The sequence below is a fragment of the Pseudomonas sp. S06B 330 genome (genome assembly GCF_002845275.2).
GTDB lineage: Bacteria > Pseudomonadota > Gammaproteobacteria > Pseudomonadales > Pseudomonadaceae > Aquipseudomonas.
On the sequence record NZ_CP088149.1, the window covers coordinates 5,323,541 to 5,346,693 of the forward strand.

The 23,153-nt window shown below is 59.4% G+C and carries 23 protein-coding genes and 1 riboswitch; of the genes, 10 read left to right on the top strand and 13 right to left on the bottom strand.

Translation table 11 applies throughout. The features are described from left to right. The first annotated feature begins 40 nt into the window (after window positions 1-40). Window positions 41-493 carry a GNAT family N-acetyltransferase gene (locus tag CX511_RS23985; RefSeq protein ID WP_045182040.1) on the top strand — a complete coding sequence of 151 codons (453 nt, stop codon included), beginning with the start codon at window positions 41-43 and terminating at the stop codon, window positions 491-493. Window positions 494-685: 192 nt separating this feature from the next. On the opposite strand, the gene CX511_RS23990 is transcribed toward CX511_RS23985, so the two are convergent. From CX511_RS23990 to tkt, 9 genes are all read right to left on the bottom strand, one after another. After that, window positions 686-982 carry a winged helix-turn-helix domain-containing protein gene (locus tag CX511_RS23990; RefSeq protein ID WP_045182037.1) on the bottom strand — a complete coding sequence of 99 codons (297 nt, stop codon included), beginning with the start codon at window positions 980-982 and terminating at the stop codon, window positions 686-688. Window positions 983-999: 17 nt separating this feature from the next. After that, the gene (locus CX511_RS23995; RefSeq protein ID WP_045182035.1) at window positions 1,000-1,500 is read right to left on the bottom strand and encodes a M48 metallopeptidase family protein; all 501 of its coding nucleotides are present in this window, start codon (window positions 1,498-1,500) and stop codon (window positions 1,000-1,002) included. A gap of 37 nt (window positions 1,501-1,537) precedes the next feature. Beyond that, window positions 1,538-3,658 (bottom strand): putative bifunctional diguanylate cyclase/phosphodiesterase, encoded by a 2,121-nt coding sequence (locus tag CX511_RS24000; protein WP_045182033.1) that lies wholly within the window; start codon window positions 3,656-3,658, stop codon window positions 1,538-1,540. Between the two features lie 217 nt (window positions 3,659-3,875). Beyond that, window positions 3,876-4,940 carry a class II fructose-bisphosphate aldolase gene (fba, locus tag CX511_RS24005; RefSeq protein WP_045182031.1) on the bottom strand — a complete coding sequence of 355 codons (1,065 nt, stop codon included), beginning with the start codon at window positions 4,938-4,940 and terminating at the stop codon, window positions 3,876-3,878. Window positions 4,941-5,040: 100 nt separating this feature from the next. Next, window positions 5,041-5,370, bottom strand: a complete 330-nt coding sequence (locus tag CX511_RS24010; RefSeq protein ID WP_045182029.1) for an MliC family protein — start codon at window positions 5,368-5,370, stop codon at window positions 5,041-5,043. 51 nt (window positions 5,371-5,421) lie between these two features. Continuing rightward, a complete protein-coding gene (locus CX511_RS24015) occupies window positions 5,422-5,640 on the bottom strand; it encodes a hypothetical protein (protein ID WP_101293783.1) in 219 nt (72 codons plus the stop codon). 32 nt (window positions 5,641-5,672) lie between these two features. Next, window positions 5,673-6,836: a phosphoglycerate kinase gene (locus CX511_RS24020; protein ID WP_101293782.1), complete on the bottom strand. Its 1,164-nt coding sequence runs from the start codon at window positions 6,834-6,836 to the stop codon at window positions 5,673-5,675. Window positions 6,837-6,848: 12 nt separating this feature from the next. Continuing rightward, on the bottom strand, window positions 6,849-7,916 hold the full coding sequence (epd, locus tag CX511_RS24025; protein ID WP_045182021.1) for an erythrose-4-phosphate dehydrogenase: 1,068 nt from the start codon (window positions 7,914-7,916) through the stop codon (window positions 6,849-6,851). A gap of 154 nt (window positions 7,917-8,070) precedes the next feature. Beyond that, window positions 8,071-10,068 carry a transketolase gene (gene tkt, locus CX511_RS24030; RefSeq protein ID WP_045182019.1) on the bottom strand — a complete coding sequence of 666 codons (1,998 nt, stop codon included), beginning with the start codon at window positions 10,066-10,068 and terminating at the stop codon, window positions 8,071-8,073. Between the two features lie 258 nt (window positions 10,069-10,326). On the opposite strand from tkt, the gene CX511_RS24035 reads away from it, so the two are divergent. The 3 genes from CX511_RS24035 (at window position 10,327) to CX511_RS24045 (ending at window position 13,265) form a co-directional block, all read left to right on the top strand. Then, complete coding sequence (locus tag CX511_RS24035) at window positions 10,327-11,322, top strand: ArsR/SmtB family transcription factor (RefSeq protein ID WP_101293781.1); 996 nt, start codon at window positions 10,327-10,329, stop codon at window positions 11,320-11,322. A 19-nt stretch (window positions 11,323-11,341) separates the two neighbouring features. Continuing rightward, on the top strand, window positions 11,342-12,532 hold the full coding sequence (gene metK / locus CX511_RS24040) for a methionine adenosyltransferase (RefSeq protein ID WP_045182013.1): 1,191 nt from the start codon (window positions 11,342-11,344) through the stop codon (window positions 12,530-12,532). Between the two features lie 337 nt (window positions 12,533-12,869). Next, complete coding sequence (locus CX511_RS24045; RefSeq protein WP_045182011.1) at window positions 12,870-13,265, top strand: DUF1090 domain-containing protein; 396 nt, start codon at window positions 12,870-12,872, stop codon at window positions 13,263-13,265. Window positions 13,266-13,400: 135 nt separating this feature from the next. On the opposite strand, the gene CX511_RS24050 is transcribed toward CX511_RS24045, so the two are convergent. Further along, on the bottom strand, window positions 13,401-13,850 hold the full coding sequence (locus tag CX511_RS24050) for a c-type cytochrome (protein WP_045182009.1): 450 nt from the start codon (window positions 13,848-13,850) through the stop codon (window positions 13,401-13,403). A 130-nt stretch (window positions 13,851-13,980) separates the two neighbouring features. On the opposite strand from CX511_RS24050, the gene mltA reads away from it, so the two are divergent. Next, the gene (mltA, locus tag CX511_RS24055) at window positions 13,981-15,132 is read left to right on the top strand and encodes a murein transglycosylase A (protein WP_045182007.1); all 1,152 of its coding nucleotides are present in this window, start codon (window positions 13,981-13,983) and stop codon (window positions 15,130-15,132) included. Between the two features lie 6 nt (window positions 15,133-15,138). Here mltA and CX511_RS24060 read toward each other — a convergent pair whose 3' ends face one another. Continuing rightward, entirely contained in the window at window positions 15,139-15,525 is a 387-nt protein-coding gene (locus tag CX511_RS24060) for an MAPEG family protein (RefSeq protein WP_045182004.1), read from the bottom strand. 25 nt (window positions 15,526-15,550) lie between these two features. Next, window positions 15,551-16,384, bottom strand: a complete 834-nt coding sequence (locus CX511_RS24065; RefSeq protein ID WP_045182001.1) for an EamA family transporter — start codon at window positions 16,382-16,384, stop codon at window positions 15,551-15,553. 223 nt (window positions 16,385-16,607) lie between these two features. On the opposite strand from CX511_RS24065, the gene CX511_RS24070 reads away from it, so the two are divergent. After that, on the top strand, window positions 16,608-17,843 hold the full coding sequence (locus CX511_RS24070; RefSeq protein WP_045181998.1) for a cation:proton antiporter: 1,236 nt from the start codon (window positions 16,608-16,610) through the stop codon (window positions 17,841-17,843). Between the two features lie 107 nt (window positions 17,844-17,950). On the opposite strand, the gene CX511_RS24075 is transcribed toward CX511_RS24070, so the two are convergent. Further along, window positions 17,951-18,352 (bottom strand): acyl-CoA thioesterase, encoded by a 402-nt coding sequence (locus CX511_RS24075; RefSeq protein WP_016501956.1) that lies wholly within the window; start codon window positions 18,350-18,352, stop codon window positions 17,951-17,953. A gap of 182 nt (window positions 18,353-18,534) precedes the next feature. Continuing rightward, window positions 18,535-18,639: riboswitch (S-adenosyl-L-homocysteine riboswitch) on the top strand. A 21-nt stretch (window positions 18,640-18,660) separates the two neighbouring features. On the opposite strand from CX511_RS24075, the gene ahcY reads away from it, so the two are divergent. The 4 genes from ahcY to CX511_RS24095 all read left to right on the top strand — a co-directional run bounded on the left by ahcY (window position 18,661) and on the right by CX511_RS24095 (window position 23,050). Further along, window positions 18,661-20,070: an adenosylhomocysteinase gene (gene ahcY, locus CX511_RS24080; RefSeq protein WP_045181993.1), complete on the top strand. Its 1,410-nt coding sequence runs from the start codon at window positions 18,661-18,663 to the stop codon at window positions 20,068-20,070. A 95-nt stretch (window positions 20,071-20,165) separates the two neighbouring features. After that, complete coding sequence (gene metF / locus CX511_RS24085) at window positions 20,166-21,011, top strand: methylenetetrahydrofolate reductase [NAD(P)H] (protein ID WP_045181992.1); 846 nt, start codon at window positions 20,166-20,168, stop codon at window positions 21,009-21,011. A gap of 105 nt (window positions 21,012-21,116) precedes the next feature. Beyond that, window positions 21,117-22,199, top strand: coding sequence for a hypothetical protein (locus CX511_RS24090; RefSeq protein ID WP_045181988.1), 1,083 nt, complete (start codon window positions 21,117-21,119; stop codon window positions 22,197-22,199). Window positions 22,200-22,264: 65 nt separating this feature from the next. Next, window positions 22,265-23,050: a substrate-binding periplasmic protein gene (locus tag CX511_RS24095; protein ID WP_045181985.1), complete on the top strand. Its 786-nt coding sequence runs from the start codon at window positions 22,265-22,267 to the stop codon at window positions 23,048-23,050. Window positions 23,051-23,153: the final 103 nt, after the last annotated feature.

Here is a 23,153-nt window from a genome sequence, read left to right on the forward strand (position 1 = left end):
ATCTGCCATGATCAAGCCAATCAACTGCTTGAGAGCAACTATGAGTATTGACTGGATCTGTAAACATCACAGCGACCTAGGCAAAGAACAACTCTATGCCATTCTGCGCCTGCGCACTGAAGTCTTCGTGGTCGAGCAGAAGTGCGCCTATCAAGAAGTCGATGACCAGGACCTGTCCGGCGACACGTGCCACCTGATGGGCTGGCAGGATGATGAGCTAAAGGCTTATCTGCGCTTGCTCGATCCAGACTCTCAGGGCGGCGATGTGGTAATCGGCCGGGTGGTCACCGCGCCGTCGGCACGGGGTCAGGGTTTGGGTCACGAACTGATCAAAGAGGCGCTGGAACAGGCCGAAAAGAACTGGCCTGGGGTACCGGTTTACCTGTCGGTGCAGGTAAACCTACAGGCCTACTACGCAGGCCATGGCTTTGTCGTGGTAGGTGAGGAATATCTTGAGCACGATGCCCCCCATATCGGTATGCGCCGCGGTTGAGGCAAGTGTAAGGGGCTAGACTGGCCCCTTGTAGCCACTGCCATAAGGCTGCTATCGGGTGTGAAACGCCCGCAAACCCAGGCCACTGCAATTCGCCAACCCACCGAGGTGCCCAAGTTGCGACTGCCCTGCACTCGATCGCAACCTCGTGCCTCGGCAGCGGTGACAGCAAGTGGTGCTGCTGCCTTCTTTTCAGGGATAGCCCAGCACCTCACGAATACTGCGCAAATGCTGAATGATCCACTGCTTGTCGATCGCCCCCCAATCGCGAATCCGATAAAGCCCGGCGTGGTTACGCGCCCCTGCTTGCTGCTCGAACTCGCAGACAATATCCAGATCGGCCAATGCGGCAATTGTGTCCTGGGCGGTACGCCGGGGCATGCCAGTCGCCTCCATTAGCGCTGGCACGCTGGTAGCCGTCTGGCTATCAATCAACCAGGCGACGTACAGCCGCCGGTAGAAGCTGGTCTTGGTCTTGCTCACATCCATTGGCAGGTCCTTACGGCTCACCCGTTGCCAGGCAGCTCGCGGTAAGTCAGGTAGACGCGTAGGTCGAACTCCAGTTGATGGTAGCCCGGCTGCATATGTTCACAGAGTTGGTAAAAGGCCTTGTTGTGGTCGCTTTCCTTCAAGTGAGCCAACTCATGCACCACGATCATTTTCAAAAACTGCGGCGCCGCATCCTTGAAGAGCGAGGCAATGCGGATTTCCTTTTTCGCCTTCAACTTGCCACCCTGCACCCGCGATACAGCCGTATGCAGGCCTAACGCACGATGGGTCAGGTCCAGACGGTTGTCGAACACGACTTTGTCCAGATTCGGCGCGTTGCGTAGGTAAGCTTGTTTGAGACCCTGAGCATAGCTGTACAACGCCTTGTCACTCTGCACCGCGTGACGCTCCGGGTACCGTTGTTGCAGGTAGTCAGCCAAGCGATTGCTGGCAATCAACTGACGGACCTGGTCTTGCAGAGCGCTCGGATAGGCTTGTAGGTACTTGAGTACAGTCATGATCGAAAGCAGGCGGGCAAAAAGGCAGTGTACCCAACTACACCTGCTGCCAGTCAAAAAAACGCGGAAACTCACCGGCATCCTCGGCGCTCATCGGATGCGCCAGCAAATAGCCTTGCACGTACTCACAACCGCTGGCCTGGAGCCAGCGCACCTGCTCGCGGGTCTCGACGCCTTCGGCGATAACGGTGATTCCATACTCTCGGCAGAGCTCAATCAGACAACGGACCATTGCCGCGTCAGCACTCGAGTCCGGCAGCCGTGCCACCAGGTGCCGATCCAGTTTAAGGGTGTCGATGGGCAGATCGCGGACCCTGCGCAGCGAGCAATCACCTGCACCAAAATCATCCAGCGCAATGCGCACGCCCAGTTTATGCAGCCTGTGCAGCTGTTTCACGGCGTCATCGAGGTTATAGCTCAACGAGGCTTCGGCAATTTCCACTTCCAGCTGGGCTGGCTGAAGCTCCTGGCAGAAAATAACCCGCGCCAGCTCTTCGACCAGGTTAGGCATGCTGAACTGCACCTGACTCAAGCTGATCGCCAGCACCAGACCGGCATCGTAACGTTTGTACCAGGCCCGACGCTGTGCCGCCCCGTTCTGGTAAATCCAGCTAGCTAGGCGTGTAATCAGGCGAGCCTCCTCCAGCAACGGGATGAACAGCCCTGGCGGCACATCACCAACACTGGGATGACGCCAACGCAACAGCGCCTCAAAGCCCCGTAGCCGACCATCAGCCAACGCGACCTGGGGTTGGTAGGCCAGCGTGAACTCCTTGTGCTCGATGGCGCCACGCACGCTGTCCTCGAGCATCAGGCGCGAACGTGCGCGCCCGTTCAGGTCCTGATCGTAGTAGCGATACTGCTGACGGCCAGATTGCTTGGCCGCATACATCGCGGCATCCGCAGCGCGCAGCAAACCATCCAGGCTGGACCCGCACTCAGGGTGGGTAGCGATACCGATACTGACCCCAAGCGTCACCTCCAGCCCATCGATCTCCTGATAGATCGACATGCGCTCGATGAGTTTTTCGGCACAACGCGCCGCCTGTTCGGGGTATTCGAGTGAATCAAGTAGCGCAGTGAATTCGTCGCCGCCCATACGTGCCAGTATCGCGCAGTCGCCCAGGCAATCCTTGAGCTGCTCGGCCACCCAATTGAGCACTCGGTCACCCGCCTCATGCCCCAGCGAATCGTTGATCCGCTTGAAGCCGTCCAGGTCCAGGAACAGCAACGCCTGCGGTCGGTCCGAGCGTTCGTTGCGCAGCAATGCGCTCTCCGCCGCCTGGTAGAACCCCCGCCGATTGAGCAAGCCGGTCAGCGGATCAGTGATGGCCTGATACTCAAGTTGCTGATGCAGATGTCGCACTACCGACATGTCTAACACGGTAACCACCAAGGCTCGCTGCTCACTCGGCAACGGGGCACACGACAGCGCGACCGGTATCGGATGCCCACCCAAGGTACGCAAGACGGCATCGTGAATCCGCAGTGTGCCGCGCTCCAGGTAGGTCTGGTAAAACACCGAGTCACGCCATAAGGTCGAGCCGGGTGACTGGACAAAATCCAGCAGCGCCATACCCTGCAAGTGTTCGAACGGCGCGTCGAGCAAACCGGCAATGGCCGGGTTAGCAAAGCGGATCAAACCGTCTTCGGCCACCACCAGGATACCTTCGGCGGCATTTTCCAGCACCGATGCATTGAACGCCCGCGCGGCTTCCAGATCATGGCTCAATCGCTGCAAGGAACGGCGGTTGCGCTGCTGCTCCAGCAAGGCCTGAACCTTGGGCTTGAGGATTTGCGGATCAAAAGGTTTGAACAGGTAATCGACTGCGCCACTGGCATAGCCTTTGAGCACAGCAGCCTGGGACTGCTCATTAGCTGTCAGGAAAATAATCGGGGTAAGTCGAGTACGCTGGCTGCCACGCATCAGCCGGGCCACTTCGAAACCGTCCATGCCTGGCATCTGCACATCCAGCAGGACCAGGTCGACCTCGTGCTCAAGTAATGCGCTCAACGCCTCCGTTCCGGAGCTTGCAGTGAGCACTTGCCAGTCCTGACGAGCCAGCAGGGCACGCATGCTGATCAGGTTCTCAGGGTAGTCATCGACGACCAGTAGTACCGAGCCGCCATCGTTTGAATGAGGTTGCGCGCAATCCATGCTGCTTCTCTTGGGAAACTGACATCGAATTTCGGTTGAAATCCGAAACTAACTCTAGACCTGGCTGCCATAAATCTGAAGTCATCAGATTGCCATCATCTCAGGAAAGCTCCGTTAGCCGACTAACGGTCTGACCTCTCAGGCCAATACCTCCTTGTCTTTGGCGTGAAGGGTATAAAAAAACCCGCATCGCTGCGGGTTTTTTTACGCCCGGGTCTTAGTTGACCTTGGCGGCCAGCTCACCCTTGAGGTAACGCTGGAACATGCCTTCCAGGGAGATCGGTTTGATCTTCGAGGCATTGCCGGCAGTACCGAACGCTTCATAACGGGCGATGCAGACATCACGCATGGCCGTTACGGTAGCGCCGAAGAACTTGCGTGGGTCGAACTCGCTCGGGTTCTGCGCCATCAGACGACGCATGGCACCGGTCGAGGCCAGACGCAGGTCAGTGTCGATGTTGACCTTGCGCACGCCGTACTTGATGCCTTCGACGATTTCTTCAACCGGTACGCCGTAGGTCTCTTTGATGTCGCCGCCGTACTGGTTGATGATCGCCAGCCACTCTTGCGGAACCGAGGAGGAACCGTGCATCACCAAGTGGGTGTTAGGGATGCGCTTGTGGATTTCCTTGATCCGGTCGATCGCCAGGACATCACCGGTAGGTGGCTTGGTGAACTTGTAGGCACCGTGGCTGGTGCCGATGGCGATTGCCAGTGCATCGACCTGGGTCTTCTTGACGAAGTCAGCCGCTTCTTCCGGGTCGGTCAGCATCTGGCTGTGATCCAGAATGCCTTCGGCACCGATGCCGTCTTCTTCGCCAGCCATGCCGGTTTCCAGCGAACCCAGGCAACCCAGCTCACCTTCAACCGAAACACCGCAGGCGTGGGCCATGGCCACGGTCTGCTGGGTGACACGAACGTTGTATTCGTAGTCGGTTGGGGTCTTGCCGTCTTCACCCAGGGAGCCGTCCATCATCACCGAGCTGAAGCCCAGCTGGATCGAACGCTGGCACACATCAGGGCTGGTGCCGTGGTCCTGGTGCATGCACACCGGGATGTGCGGGAATTCTTCGATCGCCGCCAGGATCAGGTGGCGCAGGAACGGCGCGCCAGCGTATTTGCGGGCACCGGCCGAGGCCTGGACAATCACCGGGGAGTCGGTCTTGTCGGCGGCTTCCATGATGGCGCGCATCTGCTCGAGGTTGTTAACGTTGAAAGCTGGAACGCCGTAGCCGAACTCGGCGGCGTGGTCCAGCATCTGGCGCATGCTAATGAGTGCCATTGTGTATCTCTCTCCCGACAAGCGTCGTTTTTCGTGCAAGCCTGCCGCAGTGGCGGTTGCTATTCAAGTAGTGTGGGCCGCCATCACGCGGCCCGGCCAGTCACGGCGCCTTGCAGGCCCGCCCTATCAAATCGTTGGTGGCGACCCAGTACACCAGGCCTTCGTCACCCTTGCTGTGAAACGCCAGTACACCATCGCTGTACAACGTACCCGAGGCGCCCGGTTCGGCCTTGAGCCGATACACCTGGTCACCGCCACCCAGACGTACATCGACGCTTTGCTGACTGCTGTCGGCAAAACGCCAGAGCACTTCGGCCTGGCTGTCACAGACCCAACGGGTCCAGTTGTCCGACGGCGCCGGTGAAGAAGACGAGAAGCTTGCACATCCGCCCAGTACTGCCAGGGCCATCAGGGCCACGACACCTTTCATCCAATATCCTCTAGCAGACCACAAACTGGCCGGTAGGTTGCCATCAACCGATCAAGGGCAACCCTGAGCCCGGCGCTGGTGTTCGTCGTCGTATTTTTCCAGGCCATCCGGGCCCAGCCGCTTGTTGATCACCGGGACGGTTTCCGCCTGCCATTCGGACTGATAGCAGCCACCTTTCGGTGCGCCAGGACTATCAGACTCAGGCTCCGGGGTGCTGGAGCAGGCGCCCAGCATCACGACCAGGATAAACACAGGCAATCGCTTGACCATCAGGTCACTCCCTTTGCCAGGCGCTGAGAGGATCAGGCCTTGGCCCGTTGTTCCAGTACTTCCACCGCTGGCAGGACTTTGCCCTCAACAAACTCGAGGAATGCACCGCCACCGGTAGAAATGTAGGAGATTTGCTCGGCCACGCCATATTTGTCGATAGCGGCCAGGGTGTCGCCACCACCAGCAATGGAGAAGGCAGTGCTTTCGGCGATAGCCTGGGCCAGCACCTTGGTGCCGTTACCAAACTGGTCGAACTCGAACACGCCAACCGGGCCGTTCCACAGGATAGTCTTCGACGACTTCAGCAGCTCGGCGAAATTGGCCGCGGTTTGCGGGCCGATGTCGAGAATCATGTCGTCTTCGGCAACGTCAGCCACCAGCTTGACGGTGGCCGCGGCGCTTTCAGCGAATTCCTTGGCAACCACTACGTCCACTGGCAACGGCACGTTGACCTTGGCGGCGATAGCCTTGGCGGTGTCGATCAGGTCTGGCTCATACAGCGATTTGCCGACTGGGTGACCGGCGGCAGCCAGGAAGGTGTTGGCGATGCCACCGCCGACGATCAACAGGTCACAGACCTGGCTCAGGCTGTTGAGCACGTCGAGCTTGGTCGATACCTTGGAGCCGGCAACAATGGCGGCCATTGGCTTGGCCGGGGCTTTCAGGGCCTTGCCCAGGGCATCCAGCTCGGCGGCCAGCAGGGGGCCAGCAGCGGCAACGTTGGCGAACTTGGCCACACCGTGGGTCGAACCTTCAGCGCGGTGAGCAGTACCGAAAGCGTCCATTACGAACACGTCGCACAGGGCCGCGTATTTCTGCGCCAGCTCGTCAGCGTTCTTTTTCTCGCCCTTGTTGAAGCGCACGTTCTCGAACAGCACGATGTCACCGGCTTTTACCTCGACACCGTCGAGGTAGTCGGCAACCAGCGGTACTTCGCGGCCCAGGGCCTTGCTCAGGTACTCGGCAACCGGCTTGAGGCTGTTCTCGGCAGAGAACTCGCCTTCGGTCGGGCGGCCCAGGTGCGAGCAGACCATCACGGCCGCGCCTTTTTCCAGGGCCAGCTTGATGGTCGGCAGCGAAGCGAGGATACGCGCATCGCTGGCAACCACACCGTCCTTAACGGGGACGTTGAGGTCTTCGCGGATCAGTACGCGCTTACCTTGCAGGTCGAGGTCGGTCATCTTCAACACGGTCATGAATGCAGTCCTTCAGGGCTGTTTACAAGTGGAGCGGGTTTGATTGACGACGTGCAGATAGTGATCAGCAACGTCGAGCATACGGTTGGCAAAACCCCATTCGTTGTCGAACCAGGCCAGCAAATTAACCAGCCGAGGGCCGGAAACGCGGGTCTGACTGGCATCGACGATGGCCGAATGTGGGTCATGGTTGAAATCACAACTGGCGTGCGGCAGTTCAGTGTAGGCCAGCAACCCCTTGAGTGGTCCGCTCAGGGCGGCTTCACGCAACACCTGATTGACCTCGGTCGCGGTGGTGTCACGGGCGGTCTGCAGGGTGATGTCCAGACACGACACGTTAACGGTCGGCACGCGTACGGCTTTGGCCTGAATTCGCCCGGCAAGTTCCGGCAACAGGCGTTCGATGCCTCGGGCAAGCCCGGTGGACACTGGAATCACCGACTGGAATGCCGACCGGGTACGGCGCAAGTCTTCATGGTGATAGGCATCGATGACCGGCTGATCATTCATCGCCGAGTGGATCGTGGTGATCGACACATATTCCAGACCAAAGGCCTGGTCCAGCACGCGCAACAGCGGTACACCGCAGTTGGTGGTGCAGGAGGCGTTGGAGACCAGGCGTTCGCTGCCATCCAGGCAGCCCTGGTTGATACCGAAGACGACCGTCGCATCGACGTCCGACTCGCTGGCCATGGGTTGGGAGAACAGCACCCGCGGTGCGCCGGCATCGAGAAAACGCTGGCCATCGGCACGCGTGTTGTAGGCGCCAGAGCACTCCAGCACCAGGTCGACGCCGAGCGCCGCCCAGTCGATCCCTTCCGGGGCGGCGCTGCGCAAGACTTTTACGCAGTCGCCATTGATATGCAGACAATCGCCATCGACCTTCACCTCGCCGGGGAAACGCCCGTGGGTGGAGTCGAAGCGTGTCAAGTATTCGATACTGGCCTGATCGGCCAGGTCGTTCAGTGCAACGATCTCAAAGCTCGCCTTCGCCCCCCGTTCAAAGAGTGCGCGCAAGACGCAACGACCAATCCGGCCGTAGCCGTTGAGTGCAACTTTGTAAGGACGTGGTTGAGGCATGGGATGCTCACGGAACAGAAGCGTTATCTGCAACCTGCGGGAATCGAGTTGACGTCAATCGCTGGCAAGCCAGCGCCCACAGGGATCACCGCAGCCCCTGTGGGCGCTGGCTTGCCAGCGATGAAGCCGACGCCAGTCCCACAGGGCAACGGGATCAGTCTTCCAGCAGTTCTTCAGCAGTACCCAGGATGTTCTCCAGGGTGAAACCGAACTCTTCGAACAAGGCCGGTGCAGGGGCCGACTCGCCGTAGGTGGTCATGCCGATCACACGACCTTCCAGGCCGACGTACTTGTACCAGAAGTCGGCATGGGCCGCTTCGATGGCGATACGCGCACCGACTTGCAGCGGCAGTACCGACTGCTTGTAGGCAGCGTCCTGGGCATCGAACACGCTGGTGCACGGCATCGATACGACGCGGGCCTTGCGGCCTTGCTCGGTCAACTTGTCGAACGCCTGAACAGCCAGACCCACTTCGGAGCCAGTGGCGATCAGGATCAGCTCAGGCTCGCCTGCGCAATCTTTCAACACATAGCCACCGCGGCTGATGTCGGCGATCTGACCGGCGTCGCGGGTTTGGTGCTGCAGGTTCTGACGCGAGAAGATCAGCGCCGAAGGGCCGTCTTTGCGCTCCAGTGCATGCTTCCAGGACACTGCCGATTCAACGGCGTCGGCTGGACGCCAGGTATCAAGGTTTGGCGTGCTGCGCAAGCTGGTCAGTTGCTCGATTGGCTGGTGAGTCGGGCCATCTTCGCCCAGACCGATGGAGTCGTGGGTATAGACGTGAATCACACGCTGCTTCATCAGTGCGGACATGCGCACAGCATTGCGGGCGTATTCCATGAACATCAGGAAGGTCGCGCCGTAAGGCACCAGACCGCCGTGCAAAGCAACGCCGTTCATGATTGCGGTCATGCCGAACTCACGCACGCCGTAGTACATGTAGTTGCCGCTGGCATCTTCAGCACTGACGCCCTTGCAACCTTTCCACAGGGTCAAGTTGGAGCCGGCCAGGTCAGCCGAACCGCCGAGGAACTCAGGCAGCAGTGGGCCGAAAGCATTGAGGGTGTTCTGGCTGGCTTTACGGCTGGCGATGGTTTCGCCTTTGGCCGCGACTTCAGCGATGAAGGCCGAAGCCTTTTCGGAGAAGTCAGCCGGCAGCTCACCGCTCAGACGACGCTTGAGCTCGCTGGCCAGCTCAGGGAAGGCAGCAGCATAGGCTGCAAAACGCTGATCCCACTCGGCTTCAGCAGCCTTGCCGGCTTCTTTGGCGTCCCACTCGGCGTAGATATCAGCCGGGATTTCGAACGGCGCGTGGTTCCAGTTCAGCTCCTTGCGGGCCAGAGCGATTTCGTCGTTGCCCAAAGGAGCACCGTGGCAATCTTCCTTGCCCTGCTTGTTCGGCGAACCGAAACCAATGATGGTCTTGCAGCAGATCAGGGTCGGCTGATCGCTCTTGCGCGCGGTGTCGATGGCGGTCTTGATCTCTTCAGGATCATGGCCATCGACATTGCGGATCACCTGCCAGTTGTAGGCTTCGAAACGCTTTGGCGTGTCGTCGGTGAACCAGCCTTCGACTTCGCCGTCGATGGAGATACCGTTGTCATCGTAGAAGGCGATCAGCTTGCCCAGGCCCAGGGTACCGGCCAGGGAAGCGACTTCGTGGGAAATGCCTTCCATCATGCAACCGTCACCCAGGAACACATAGGTGTGGTGATCGACGATGTTGTGGCCAGCGCGGTTGAACTGAGCGCCCATGACCTTTTCGGCAATGGCGAAACCAACAGCGTTGGCCAGACCCTGGCCGAGTGGCCCGGTCGTGGTCTCGACGCCGGCGGTGTAGCCAAACTCCGGGTGGCCCGGAGTGCGGCTGTGCAACTGACGGAAGCTCTTGAGGTCGTCGATCGACAGGTCGTAACCGGTCAGGTGCAGCAGCGAGTAGATCAGCATCGAGCCGTGGCCGTTGGACAGCACGAAGCGGTCACGGTCAGCAAAGTTCGGGTTGCTTGGGCTGTGTTTCAGATAGTCGCGCCAAAGAACCTCGGCGATATCCGCCATGCCCATAGGGGCACCTGGATGGCCGCTGTTGGCCTTTTGCACGGCATCCATGCTGAGGGCACGAATGGCGTTGGCACGCTCACGACGGCTGGGCATCGCTTATCTCCTGGGCTTGAATTAATTACGAAACGAAAAAAGGCGGCCATTTTCGCCTACGCACGTGCCCGGGGGCAATGACGGATGGTCGATGCAGCATGATTTTCCTGTGTTTGAGAGAAGAATCAGGCATTAACCCGGGCAAACAGCAGGATCCGCCGTAAGGCCTGCGACGAATTGCCCCGCTTATCGATCAATATCAAAACTTTTTGATATTGCCCTTGCAGCCTAGGGGTGCCCTGACTAGACTGCCGTCCCATGAATCTACCTGCACCGTCAATCCGCCCCGAGCAAAGTGACGAGCTGGCCGCCCTGTGCAAAGCCAGCGGTGACCCGCTGCGCCTGAACGTTTTACGGGCACTGGCCAGCGACTCGTTCGGTGTACTCGAACTGGCGCAGATTTTTGCGATCGGCCAGTCGGGCATGAGTCACCACTTGAAGGTGCTGTCTCAGGCCGGGCTGGTGGCAACGCGCCGCGAAGGCAATGCGATTTTCTATCGTCGCGCCCTGCCCGATGGTTTTCGACTGGGCGGCAAGCTGCATGCAGCGCTGCTCGAAGAGGTTGATGGGCTGAGCCTGGCGGATGAAGTGCAGGAGCGCATCGGTCAGGTCCAACAGCGCCGAGCGGCGACCAGCCAGGACTTCTTCCTGCGCGTCGAAGAAAAGTTTCGCGCCCAGCAGGACCTGATTGCCGGGCTGGCGCAGTACCGCGAAAGCCTCTTGTCTCTGCTCGACAAGCTCAGCTTCGCCGCTGACGCCAGCGCCCTTGAAGTCGGCCCTGGCGATGGTGAGTTCCTTCCCGAGCTGGCCCGGCGTTTTATTCGGGTCACCGCACTGGACAACAGCCCGACCATGCTCGAGCTGGCGCGCCAGGTCTGTCAACGCGAAGGCTTGGTTAATGTGAACCTGCAGTTGGCCGATGCACTCAGTGCAACGGATGTGGAAGCCGACTGCGTAGTGCTGAACATGGTCCTGCACCATTTCAGCGCCCCGGCCGAAGCCCTGCGGCAGTTGGCCAACCGTGTGAAAGCAGGCGGCAGCCTGTTGATAACGGAGTTGTGCAGCCACGATCAGAGCTGGGCCAGAGAGGCCTGTGGCGATATCTGGCTGGGCTTTGAGCAGGACGACCTGGCCCGTTGGGCCAGCGCTGCGGGACTGGCTCCCGGGGATAGCCTCTATGTGGGCTTACGTAATGGTTTCCAGATTCAGGTCCGCCATTTTCAGCGGCCGGCTGGCGACACTCAACATCGGTAAATTTTAGGAACCCGTCGAGATGAGCGAATACTCCCTTTTCACCTCCGAGTCCGTGTCTGAAGGGCATCCGGACAAAATCGCCGACCAGATTTCGGACGCCGTGCTGGACGCCATCATCACCCAGGACAAATACGCACGCGTGGCCTGCGAAACCCTGGTGAAAACCGGTGTAGCGATCATCGCAGGTGAAGTCACCACTTCGGCCTGGGTAGACCTGGAAGAGATCGTCCGTAAAGTCATCGTCGACATCGGCTACAACAGCTCCGACGTTGGCTTCGACGGCGCCACCTGCGCTGTGATGAACATCATTGGCAAGCAATCGGTAGACATCGCCCAAGGCGTTGACCGCAGCAAACCGGAAGATCAAGGCGCTGGTGACCAGGGCCTGATGTTCGGTTATGCCAGCAACGAAACCGACGTGCTGATGCCAGCCCCGATCTGCTTCTCTCACCGCCTGGTCGAGCGCCAGGCTGAAGCACGCAAGTCCGGCCTGCTGCCGTGGCTGCGCCCGGATGCCAAGTCGCAGGTCACCTGCCGTTACGAAGGCGGCAAGGTCGTCGGCATCGACGCCGTGGTCCTGTCGACCCAGCACAACCCTGAAGTGTCGCAAAAAGACCTGCAAGAAGCGGTGATGGAGCTGATCGTCAAGCACACCCTTCCTGCTGAACTGCTGCACAAAGACACCCAGTTCCATATCAACCCAACTGGCCAGTTCATCATCGGTGGCCCAGTGGGCGACTGCGGCCTGACTGGCCGCAAGATCATCGTCGACAGCTACGGCGGCATGGCCCGTCACGGCGGCGGCGCGTTCTCTGGCAAGGACCCGTCCAAGGTTGACCGTTCTGCCGCCTACGCCGGTCGCTATGTGGCCAAGAACATCGTCGCTGCTGGCCTGGCAGAGCGTTGCGAGATCCAGGTGTCCTACGCCATCGGTGTAGCTCAGCCGACTTCCATCTCGCTGAACACCTTCGGCACCGGCAAGATCTCCGACGACAAAATCGTCCAGCTGGTCCGTGAATGCTTCGACCTGCGTCCGTACGCGATCACCACCATGCTTGACCTGCTGCACCCGATGTACCAGGAAACTGCAGCCTACGGTCACTTCGGCCGTATCCCGCAGCAGAAGACAGTCGGCGACGACACCTTCACCACCTTCACCTGGGAGCGTACCGACCGCGTCGACGCCCTGCGCGCTGCTGCGGGTCTGTAAGCGTTAGCTACAAGCTTTAAGCGTCAAGAGAGCCCCTGTCGAGTGATCGGCAGGGGCTTTTTCGTGCCGCCCGGTGGGCCCGTGAGCCTGGAATCAGCACGACACGTGCCGAGCAGTGACCGACTTTCTTCAGCTTTCAGCGATCGCAAGTGCAGCCGCTGGCGGAGCAACTGTTGATGCAAGGCATCGATGGATTCTTAAGCGTCCAGTATAAAAGACGCTTAATGTTGTAGGACTTTCCTTAAATGTCACGGAAAAACCCAGTAAGGGTTCCTTAATTGAATATTTGAGGGCAGGATCCCCTACTTTTCTGCCCTGCCCCGATAAGGAGGCTCACATGAAACTTCTTTCTAACCTCGTCCTGCTGGCCACTATCGGCCTTGGCGCGACGTCGGCACAAGCCGCCCGGCCCGACCCAGGCCTTACTGGCTGCGCCGCCAAGCGCAGTGCCATCGAGAACCAACTCAAGCAGGCTCGCCAATACAACAACAGTAACCAAATCGCTGGGCTCGAAAGAGCCTTGAGTAAAGTCAACACCTATTGCACCGACGGCGACCTGCATAAAGAGCGCGAACAGAAAGTACTCGACGCCCGCCACGAAGTGAATCAGCGCACCAAGGACCTGGACAAGGCGATGAGAAAAGGTGACGCCGAGAAGATCAACAAGCGTAAGGACAAGCTGGCCGAGTCCAAGCAGGAACTGCAACAAGCACTGGACCAACTTGATAAGTAAGGCAGCGCCCTAGGGTTACCCTCATCGCGGGGGGGGGGGGGGGGGGGGGCCCCCCCCCCCCCCCCCCCCCCCCCCCCCCCCCCCCCCAGGACAATGGTTCCACTGTGGGGGCGAGCTTGCCCCGCGATTGCGTCATCAATGGTTACGAAATTCGGTATGACAAGCTTTGCAGGCGGCTTCAACCTTGTCTGTCGGTGCTGCCAGGTCGGCAGCTTTCAGTGGTTGGGTCCGCGTAACGGCTACAAGCTCTGCTGTAGCTGCCTCCAACTGGCGAGCCAGATCCTCAAAGCGCGCCTGCTTCTCCCAAACCTCTGGCCGAGCACTGGTCTCATCGTCTTCGCGAACCTGCGGAAAGTGCTTCCATGGCTCACGCGATAATGTGTCTAGCTTGACCGCGCCATCGGCGAATTTCTGACTGTCAAAGGCCAGCCTTCCGCGCAACATGCCGCCCAGGTCTTCACTGGTCTTGAGCATCTGTTTGAAGAGGGTCTTGCGCTGGCCCAAGGGCGAGTTAGGATCGACACCACCACAGGCGGTCAAGGTCAGGCAAGCCAGCAGTACAACAGAGAGTCGCTTGAGCATCATGGTAAGTTCGGCTCACGGGAAAAAAGGCGGCCAGTATCCTCGCCTCATCACCAAAGACCAATACCCTTATTAACTCTACGGGTTGCCCAGGCAGCTGAAGCCCAGGTAAACCGTCAAGGAAACCCTGTTCATGAAATTTTCCCTGCGCCATCTGGGATGGTCACTCTCGGTAATGGCCCTGCTCGCCGGATGCAACGGCGGTGCCCCGGAAAAAACCAAACCTCACCCGCTCGCCACGTATGCCAGCAGCACATGGAAAGACCTGCCCCACGTCAGCGACAGCGACCTGCTGGCTGGCTTTGAAGCTTGGCGCAGCGCCTGTGAGCGCCTCAAGCGCGATGCAGTCTGGGCGACGACCTGTGCCGCCGCGGCCAGCGTGCCTAGCGACAGCGCTCAGGTGCGCAGCTTCCTGCAGTCGCAACTGGATGTTTACAGCATGCGCTCCGGTGAAAACAGCGCCAACGGGTTGATCACCGGTTACTACGAACCGGTCTATCCTGGCAGCCTGACCCAGACAGAAAACGCCCATGTGCCTGTCTATGGCGTGCCCGATGACATGATCGTCGTGGCGCTGGACAGCGTTTACCCGGAGCTCAAGGGCAAGCGTCTGCGCGGCCGCCTGGAAGGCCGTTTCCTTAAACCCTACGACACAGCTGAAGTGATCAACCAACAAGGCGTACCGGCACCCGTTCTGGCCTGGCTGACCGACCCCATGGACCTGCAGTTCCTGCAGATTCAAGGCTCCGGGCGCATTCAGCTGGACGACGGTCGCCAACTGCGTGTCGGTTACGCGGATCAGAACGGACATCCGTATCGCCCGGTGGGGCGCTGGCTGGTTGAACAAGGTCAGCTGAAAAAAGAAGACGTCAGCATGGGCAGCATTCATGCCTGGGCCCAGGCCAACCCGACGCGGGTGCCTGAACTGCTGGCGAGCAATCCCAGCTACGTGTTCTTCAGCACCCGTCCGGACAGCAATGAAGGCCCGCGCGGCTCGCTCAACGTACCACTCACTGCAGGCTACAGCGTGGCCATCGACCGCAAGGTGATTCCGCTGGGCAGCCTGTTGTGGCTCTCCACTACCCGTCCCGACGGTGCGCCAGTGGTACGCCCGGTTGCCGCCCAGGACACCGGCGGCGCCATTACCGGCGAAGTGCGCGCCGATCTGTTCTGGGGCACCGGTGCCCAGGCAGGTGAACTAGCAGGCAACATGAAGCAGCAAGGCCAGATCTGGCTGTTGTGGCCAAAGGGCACCGCCTTGCCGATCGTGCCCCAAGTGCAGTAATCGACGCTACATCGAGACGAAGAAGAACGACACCACCAAACCCAGGCCGACAAACCAGACCAGCGAACGCAGCGCGGCCCAGTCGGCCAGGTAACATATGATGTAGAGCAGACGGCTGGTGATGTACAGCACCGCCAGCACGTCCTGGGTCACTTGCTCGGCATTGCCGACAATGTCGGCAATGATCACTGCCGCAGCAAAGGCCGGGAAGGCTTCAAAGCTATTGAGCTGAGCCGCATGGGCGCGTCGTGGCATACCTTCGAGTTTGTCGAGAAAGGCCCTTGGGTCGTGGTTCTGACGCAGGTTGAAGCGCCCGCTGCTGAGCTTGGCGATACTGGTACACAAGATCGGCAGGAACAACGCAATCAATACACACCACAGAGCAACGGTCATGGCTAAATCCTTGTCAGTTGGTAAGTCAGAGTTTCATGATCAGCATGCCGATCAACACCAGGGCACATGCTAAGAGCCTGGGCCCGCCAAAAGGTTCTTTGAGGTAGCGCATACCGAACAACACCACCAGGATTACGCTGACCTCACGCAACGCCGCCGCCTCTGCTACGGACCCCAGCTGCATGGCCCAGAGCACCAGGGCATAGCTGAGCAGCACACAGATCCCCACCGCCAAGCCCAGTCGCCATTGCAAGCGCCAGAACAGCACGAAGGGTGCGCGCCGGGCGACGCTCGCCAACACCGGGAACGGCCAGGCGCTGAGCAGCGTCAACCAGACAAGATAGTCCAGCGGCTGCGACCACAAGCGGATCGCCTGTCCGTCGAACCAGGTGTAGCAACCGATACAAAGCCCGATCAAGGCCACCACCGGCAACATCGACCAGGGCAAGCGATCACCGCCACCGCCTTGCCAGAGCAGGCAAGCCATACCGCAAGGGATCAGCAGAATGCCGATGATTTGCTGGCTGCTTAATGCCTCGCCGGCAAACGTCAAGGTCAGTGCCAGTACCACCAGCGGCGACAGGCCGCGCATCAACGGATAGACCAAGCCAAGGTCGCCCACCCGATAAGCCTGGATCAGTAGAAAACGGTAGAACTGCTCAAACAACGCCGAAGCCAGCAACCACGGCCAAACCTCTGCCGGCGGAAACTGCACGAAGCCGACCATCACCAGCGCAAACACCAAGGCAACCACGTCCATGCTGGCGATGACCAGCAGGCGTTCGCCGCTGAATTTGATCAGGGTGTTCCAGGTTGCATGCAGCAATGCGGCAACCAGTACCAGAGAAGTGGCTAACACACGAAAGTCCTTGGCAATTCAGTTCGGGTCGTCAATGGCCAGCCGCTATCTAAGCATTTCCCTCGGCGCCACGTCGCGCACATTTGCCTGCGATGGAAACGAATCGCGCAGGACGCGGTCAACGCCTGCAGTCAAAAAACTGTGTCCCCACGCCATCGACAAACCTTCAAAGGGCTGCCCGATAGGATCGGGTGCCAAATTGAAAGCCATTACAGGACCCCGAATGCTTGAGCTTGTTGCTGCGTTTATCTGTCTGACGACACTCCTCACTTACCTGAACTACCGCTTCATCGGCCTGCCACCGACCATCGGCGTGATGGTCACGGCACTGTTGTTTTCCTTGTTGCTGCAAGGTCTGAGCGTGATTGGCTACCCCGGCCTGGAAGAACGCGTGCAAGGCTTGATGAGCCAGATCGACTTCAACGATTTGCTGATGCACTGGATGCTTTCGTTTCTGCTGTTTGCCGGCGCCCTGCACGTCAACCTTGCCGACTTGCGCAGCTACCGTTGGCCCATTGGCTTGCTGGCTACTGTCGGCGTGTTGATCGCAACGGTGGTCATCGGTTACCTGGCGCACTGGATCTTTGCCCTGTTCGGCTGGCACGTCAGCCTGCTGTACTGCTTGCTGTTCGGTGCCTTGATTTCGCCGACCGACCCGATTGCCGTACTCGGCGCCCTGCGTACCGCCAACGCCTCCAAACCGCTGAAAACCACCATTGTCGGTGAGTCGCTGTTCAATGACGGCACTGCCGTGGTGGTCTTCACCGTATTGCTGGGTATTGCTCAACTGGGGGAAGCCCCAAGTGTCAGCGAAACTGCCATCCTGTTTGCCCGCGAGGCCATTGGCGGAGTGCTGTTCGGCGGCCTGATCGGCTACGTCACTTACCGCATGATCAAAAGCATCGAGCAGTATCAGGTTGAAGTGATGTTGACCCTGGCGCTGGTCATCGGTGGCTCGGCCATGGCCTATGAGCTGCATGTTTCAGCGCCGATCGCGATGGTGGTGGCAGGCCTGATCATCGGAAACCTGGGCCGTAACCTGGCGATGAACGAGATGACTCGGCGTTACCTGGACGGCTTCTGGGAGCTGATCGACGACATGCTCAACGCGCTGTTATTCGCCTTGATCGGCCTGGAGTTGTTGCTGCTGCCGTTCTCCTGGATGCACCTGGCAGCGGCCGGCGTGCTGGCCGTGGCGATCCTGCTGTCGCGTTTGCTGACCGTGGCGCCGGCCATCGTCATGCTGCGCCGCTGGCGCACAGTGCCGCGCGGCACGGTACGGGTACTGACCTGGGGTGGTTTACGCGGTGGCGTGTCAGTTGCACTGGCGCTGTCGCTGCCGTCGGGCACCGAGCGTGATCTGTTGCTGAGCATCACCTACATCGTGGTGCTGTCGTCGATCCTGTTGCAGGGGTTGACGATCGGGCGGGTGGTACGCGGGGTTACCGAGCGGCCGTGAAACCGCAATCGCCGGCAAGGCTGGCTCCCACAACAGCCCGACACACTCAGGACCTGTGGGAGCCGGCCTTGCCGGCGACGGACCGCTACAGGGCAGTCCTAGGGGCGTTATTCTACGGCGGAGTCCGGGAACTGATCCTGGACATACTTGATCTCGGTCCGCCCGTGGGCCGCTGGCAAGCCGTCCTCACCCAGGTTGACGAAGACCATCTTGTCCACGGTCAAGATACTCTTGCGGGTAATCTTGTTGCGCACTTCACACTTGAGGGTGATCGAAGTGCGGCCAAATTCGGTGGCCGTGATACCCAACTCGATGATGTCGCCCTGACGCGAGGCGCTCACAAAGTTGATTTCCGAAATGTACTTGGTCACCACACGCTGGTTGCCCAACTGAACGATCGCATAGATCGCTGCCTCTTCATCAATCCAGCGCAACAAGCTGCCGCCGAACAGGGTGCCATTGGGGTTGAGGTCTTCGGGCTTGACCCATTTGCGGGTGTGAAAATTCATAGTTACTCCTGACCGTCTTGCCAATCGATGACGCTAATGATGGCAGAGCCTGCTGCCCTCCTCCATTTAACATCGACTATGGTCTCGATTAATCGACAGAAAGCCTTGGGCAGATGCGCTGGCACAGCTATAATCGCCATCGCTTTAAAACGGTCATCTGCACTTGATACCGTTCCCGCCACCTGTCCGAGGGGCGCTGCAGCAGGTTCAACCTGTCAGGCTCGGATGGGGCGTTGTCTGGCCAGGCTTGCCTGCCGACACTAAACGCACAACGGCGCCCATTCGCACACTACGAATGGAGGCTCTTCATGAGCGCTGTAATTACGCCTGCCGGTTTTACCGATTTCAAAGTCGCTGACATTTCCCTGGCTGCCTGGGGTCGTCGCGAAACCATCATCGCCGAATCGGAAATGCCTGCACTGATGGGCCTGCGCCGCAAGTACCTGCAAGAGCAACCGCTCAAAGGTGCGAAAATCCTCGGCTGCATCCACATGACCATCCAGACTGCCGTGCTGATCGAAACCCTGGTTGCCTTGGGTGCCGAAGTACGCTGGTCGTCCTGCAACATCTTCTCCACCCAGGACCAGGCTGCAGCGTCCATCGCCGCTGCCGGTATCCCTGTGTTCGCCTGGAAAGGCGAAACCGAAGAAGAGTACGAGTGGTGCCTGGAGCAAACCATCCTCAAGGATGGCGCGCCATGGGACGCCAACATGATCCTCGACGACGGCGGTGACCTGACCGAGCTGCTGCACAAAAAATACCCAGCCGTACTGGACCGCGTTCACGGCGTGACCGAAGAAACCACCACGGGCGTACACCGTCTGCTGGACATGCTGGCCAAGGGCGAGCTGAAAGTTCCGGCCATCAACGTCAATGACTCGGTGACCAAGAGCAAGAACGACAACAAGTACGGCTGCCGTCACAGCCTGAACGATGCCATCAAGCGCGGCACCGACCACCTGCTGTCGGGCAAGCAAGCCCTGGTCATCGGCTACGGTGACGTGGGCAAGGGCTCGGCCCAGTCGCTGCGTCAAGAAGGCATGATCGTCAAGGTCAGCGAAGTCGACCCGATCTGCGCCATGCAAGCCTGCATGGACGGTTTCGAGCTGGTCTCGCCATTCATCGACGGTATCAACAACGGCACCGAAGCAAGCATCGACAAAGCACTGCTGGGCAAGATCGACCTGATCGTGACCACCACTGGCAACGTCAATGTCTGCGACGCCAATATGCTCAAGGCCCTGAAAAAGCGCGCTGTGGTCTGCAACATCGGCCACTTCGACAATGAAATCGACACCGCTTTCATGCGCAAGAACTGGGCATGGGAAGAAGTCAAACCGCAGGTTCACAAGATCCACCGTACCGGCGCTGGCGACTTCGACCCGCAAAATGACGACTACCTGATCCTCCTCGCTGAAGGCCGTCTGGTTAACCTGGGTAACGCCACTGGCCACCCTAGCCGCATCATGGACGGTTCTTTCGCCAACCAGGTACTGGCACAAATCTTCCTGTTCGGCCAGAAGTACGCCGATCTGCCAGCCGCTCAGAAAGCCGAGCGCCTGACGGTTGAAGTGCTGCCGAAAAAACTCGACGAAGAAGTGGCCCTGGAAATGGTCCGCGGCTTCGGCGGCGTGGTGACCCAATTGACCCCACAACAGGCCGAATACATCGGCGTCACTGTTGAAGGGCCATTCAAGCCACACGCCTACCGCTACTGATGGGCCAAAGCCGGTGTCGCTGTAAGCGATACCGGCTTTTTTCTGTAAGCCAGCTTCAGGGCTGGCCTGCTTGATCGGTATACCAGGATTTCGCCATGTCTCAGGAACGTCGTTACAGCTTCGAGTTCTTCCCGACCAAGACCGATGCTGGACATGAAAAACTGCTCGCCACTGCCCACCAGCTGGCCAGCTACAACCCGGATTTCTTCTCCTGCACTTACGGCGCCGGTGGATCGACCCGCGACCGTACGCTCAACACCGTGCTGCAGCTGGAAAGCGAAGTGAAGATCCCTGCCGCGCCGCACCTGTCCTGCGTCGGTGACAGCAAGGAAGACCTGCGCAGCTTGCTGACCCAGTACAAGGCTGCCGGCATCAAGCGCATTGTCGCGCTGCGCGGTGACCTGCCTTCGGGCATGGGCATGGCCAGCGGCGAACTGCGCCACGCGAACGAGCTGGTCGAGTTCATCCGTCAGGAAAGCGCTGACCACTTCCACATTGAAGTCGCCGCCTACCCGGAAATGCACCCCCAGGCGCGCAATTTTGAAGATGACCTGAACAACTTCGTGCGCAAGGCCAACGCCGGTGCCGACAGTGCCATCACTCAATACTTCTTCAACGCCGACAGCTACTTCTACTTCGTCGAGCGCGTGCAGCAGCTGGGCGTGACCATTCCAGTCGTACCAGGGATCATGCCGATCACCAACTACAGCAAGCTGGCACGCTTCTCCGACGCGTGTGGTGCCGAGATCCCACGCTGGATCCGTAAGCAGCTGGAAGCTTATGGCGATGACGTCAACAGCATCCAGGCATACGGTGAAGAGGTCATTACCCGCATGTGCGAACAACTGCTGCAAGGGGGTGCGCCAGGGCTGCACTTCTACACCCTCAACCAGGCTGATCCTAGCCTGGCGATCTGGAACAACCTCAAGTTGCCCCGCTGATCGACCGCTACACCCCTGGTAACAATTACCGCGGGATACTGAAAAGGCCTTAGCTTACGCTACGGCCTTTTCTGCTTTTATCTATCCAATGGACTGTCGCGCTTCATGCCAAAAGGACATACCCCTGCTCGCCCGCAACTCGTTTACCTCGTCTTCGGTGCCCACACCTACCATCAGGAAGCGCAGTTCAGCATCGTCAGTGCCTTGGCCAATCTGCACAAGACGCCAGGTGAAGCGCTGGACATCCAGGTCTACAGTGACAGCCTGGAGCCCTACCAGCACCTCCCGGTAACCGTTCACCCCCTGGACGCCAGCACCCGCGAAGCCTGGAACCAGCCCTATGGCTATCACTTTCGCAGCAAGCACGTAGTCTTGCGCCAGGTACTGGCCAACGCGCCGGTGGCAGCACTGATCGACACCGACACCTTCTTTCACCAGTCCCCCATCGAACTGTTCCGGCGTATCAAGCCAGGCACCCTGTTGTGCAATGCCATCGGCGCTAACTTCGGTGACAACAAGCAGTGCCGGCTGCACCAGAGCCTGGCGACCATGCTCGCAGCCCGCGGGCTGGCTGACCACAGCATGAGCCTGCTCAATTCTGGCGTCATCGGCCTGGTACAGGAAGATGCGTCACTACTGGATCAGTCCATTGCCCTGATGGATGAGTACTACCCCCATGCCCAGGGTGCTTACACCCTTGAAGAGTTCTGCCTGTCTGTGGCGGCCTATCGGCAAATGCACGTCAATCAGTGCACCGATCTGCTCCATCACTATTGGAGCCGCAAACAGCTGTTCAGGGCCAAGGTTCAGGCCTGGCTGGCCAAGCACCAACAAGCACCGCTAAGTCGTGAGGCGCTGGAAGATGTAGCGCGGGTCAACACCCAGTTGCCAAAACCACCCACCTTGCGACGTCTGGGCTACAAGGCACTGAGCCTGACCCTGCCAAGCGAACAGCGTCAGTTCCTGCGCGAACTGATGTACGGCTGTTACGAATATCCCAACGAGTTTGATCGCGCCAGCGCCCCGGCCTGGTGGGACAAGGCACTGGAGAACGCCAATGCCCGTCATTCACAGCCGCTGTGCCATAAAAAACTGCACCAGTGGTTCGATCGCCCCGGTATGCGCCTGGGCCTGGGCAGCAAACACGGCACTGTCAGGGAGTCGCTGCTAAAGCGATCACAACGCTGAACACCTACAAGGCGTAAAGCACATGTCTACTAGCCATTACCGTTTGCACGTCGTAATCTCCAGCTATGCCAGACTTCACCCGCCTATTGACCGCTGTGCTGCTCACTTGCCTGAGTGCTTTTGCCCACGGTGAGCAACTGCGTATTGTCACCGAGCCCTGGGCACCCTATGTGTACCTGGAGAATGGGCAGGCCAAAGGCATCGACTACGACGTCACAGTCGAAGTATTCAAGCGCTTGGGTGTCGAAGTGGAGTGGCAATTCCTGCCCTGGAAACGCTGTCTGGCCATGATCGATCAAGGCCTGGCCGATGGCATCCTGGATATTTTCTATACCGAACAGCGTACCCATCAGCTGTTTTTCCCCAGCGAGCCGCTGTCGAACGTGGAATTTGCTCTGTTCTACGCCACTGCCCGTCCGCATCAAGTCTCCCGCCTGGAAGACCTGCGTGGCCTCACCGTCGGCACGTCCCCAGGCTACTCTTATGCACCGGCATTCAACGACTCGCCATTGTTTATCCGCGAACCCGCCCCAACCCATGAAGCCAACTTCGGCAAGTTGCAGCGCGGGCGTATCGACCTGTTGATCACCGACCGCCGAGTCGGTCGCTATCTCACTAAAAACCTGGGCCTGGACGAGCAGATCAGCGAACTGCCATTGCTGGTCAGCCGCCAGAGTCAGTACCTGGCGGTACGTCGCAACGCTGGCATGGATCTGTTAATGCAACGCTTCGACGCTGAGTTGCGCCGCTTCAAGGCTGAACCGGCCTATGCCGCCTTGAATGCCCGTTATGACAAGGGTGCTGACAACTTTCGAACCACCGTTGAGCAGCAGGAACGCAGCACGCCCTGAATGCTCTGTTATACTCGGGCCTTCCCGCCAGGCTTACGCCCGGACGCTCGGCCTTGCAAAAGGCATCCCGACCGGCAGGACAGCGCGGCCAAGAGCCCGCCCG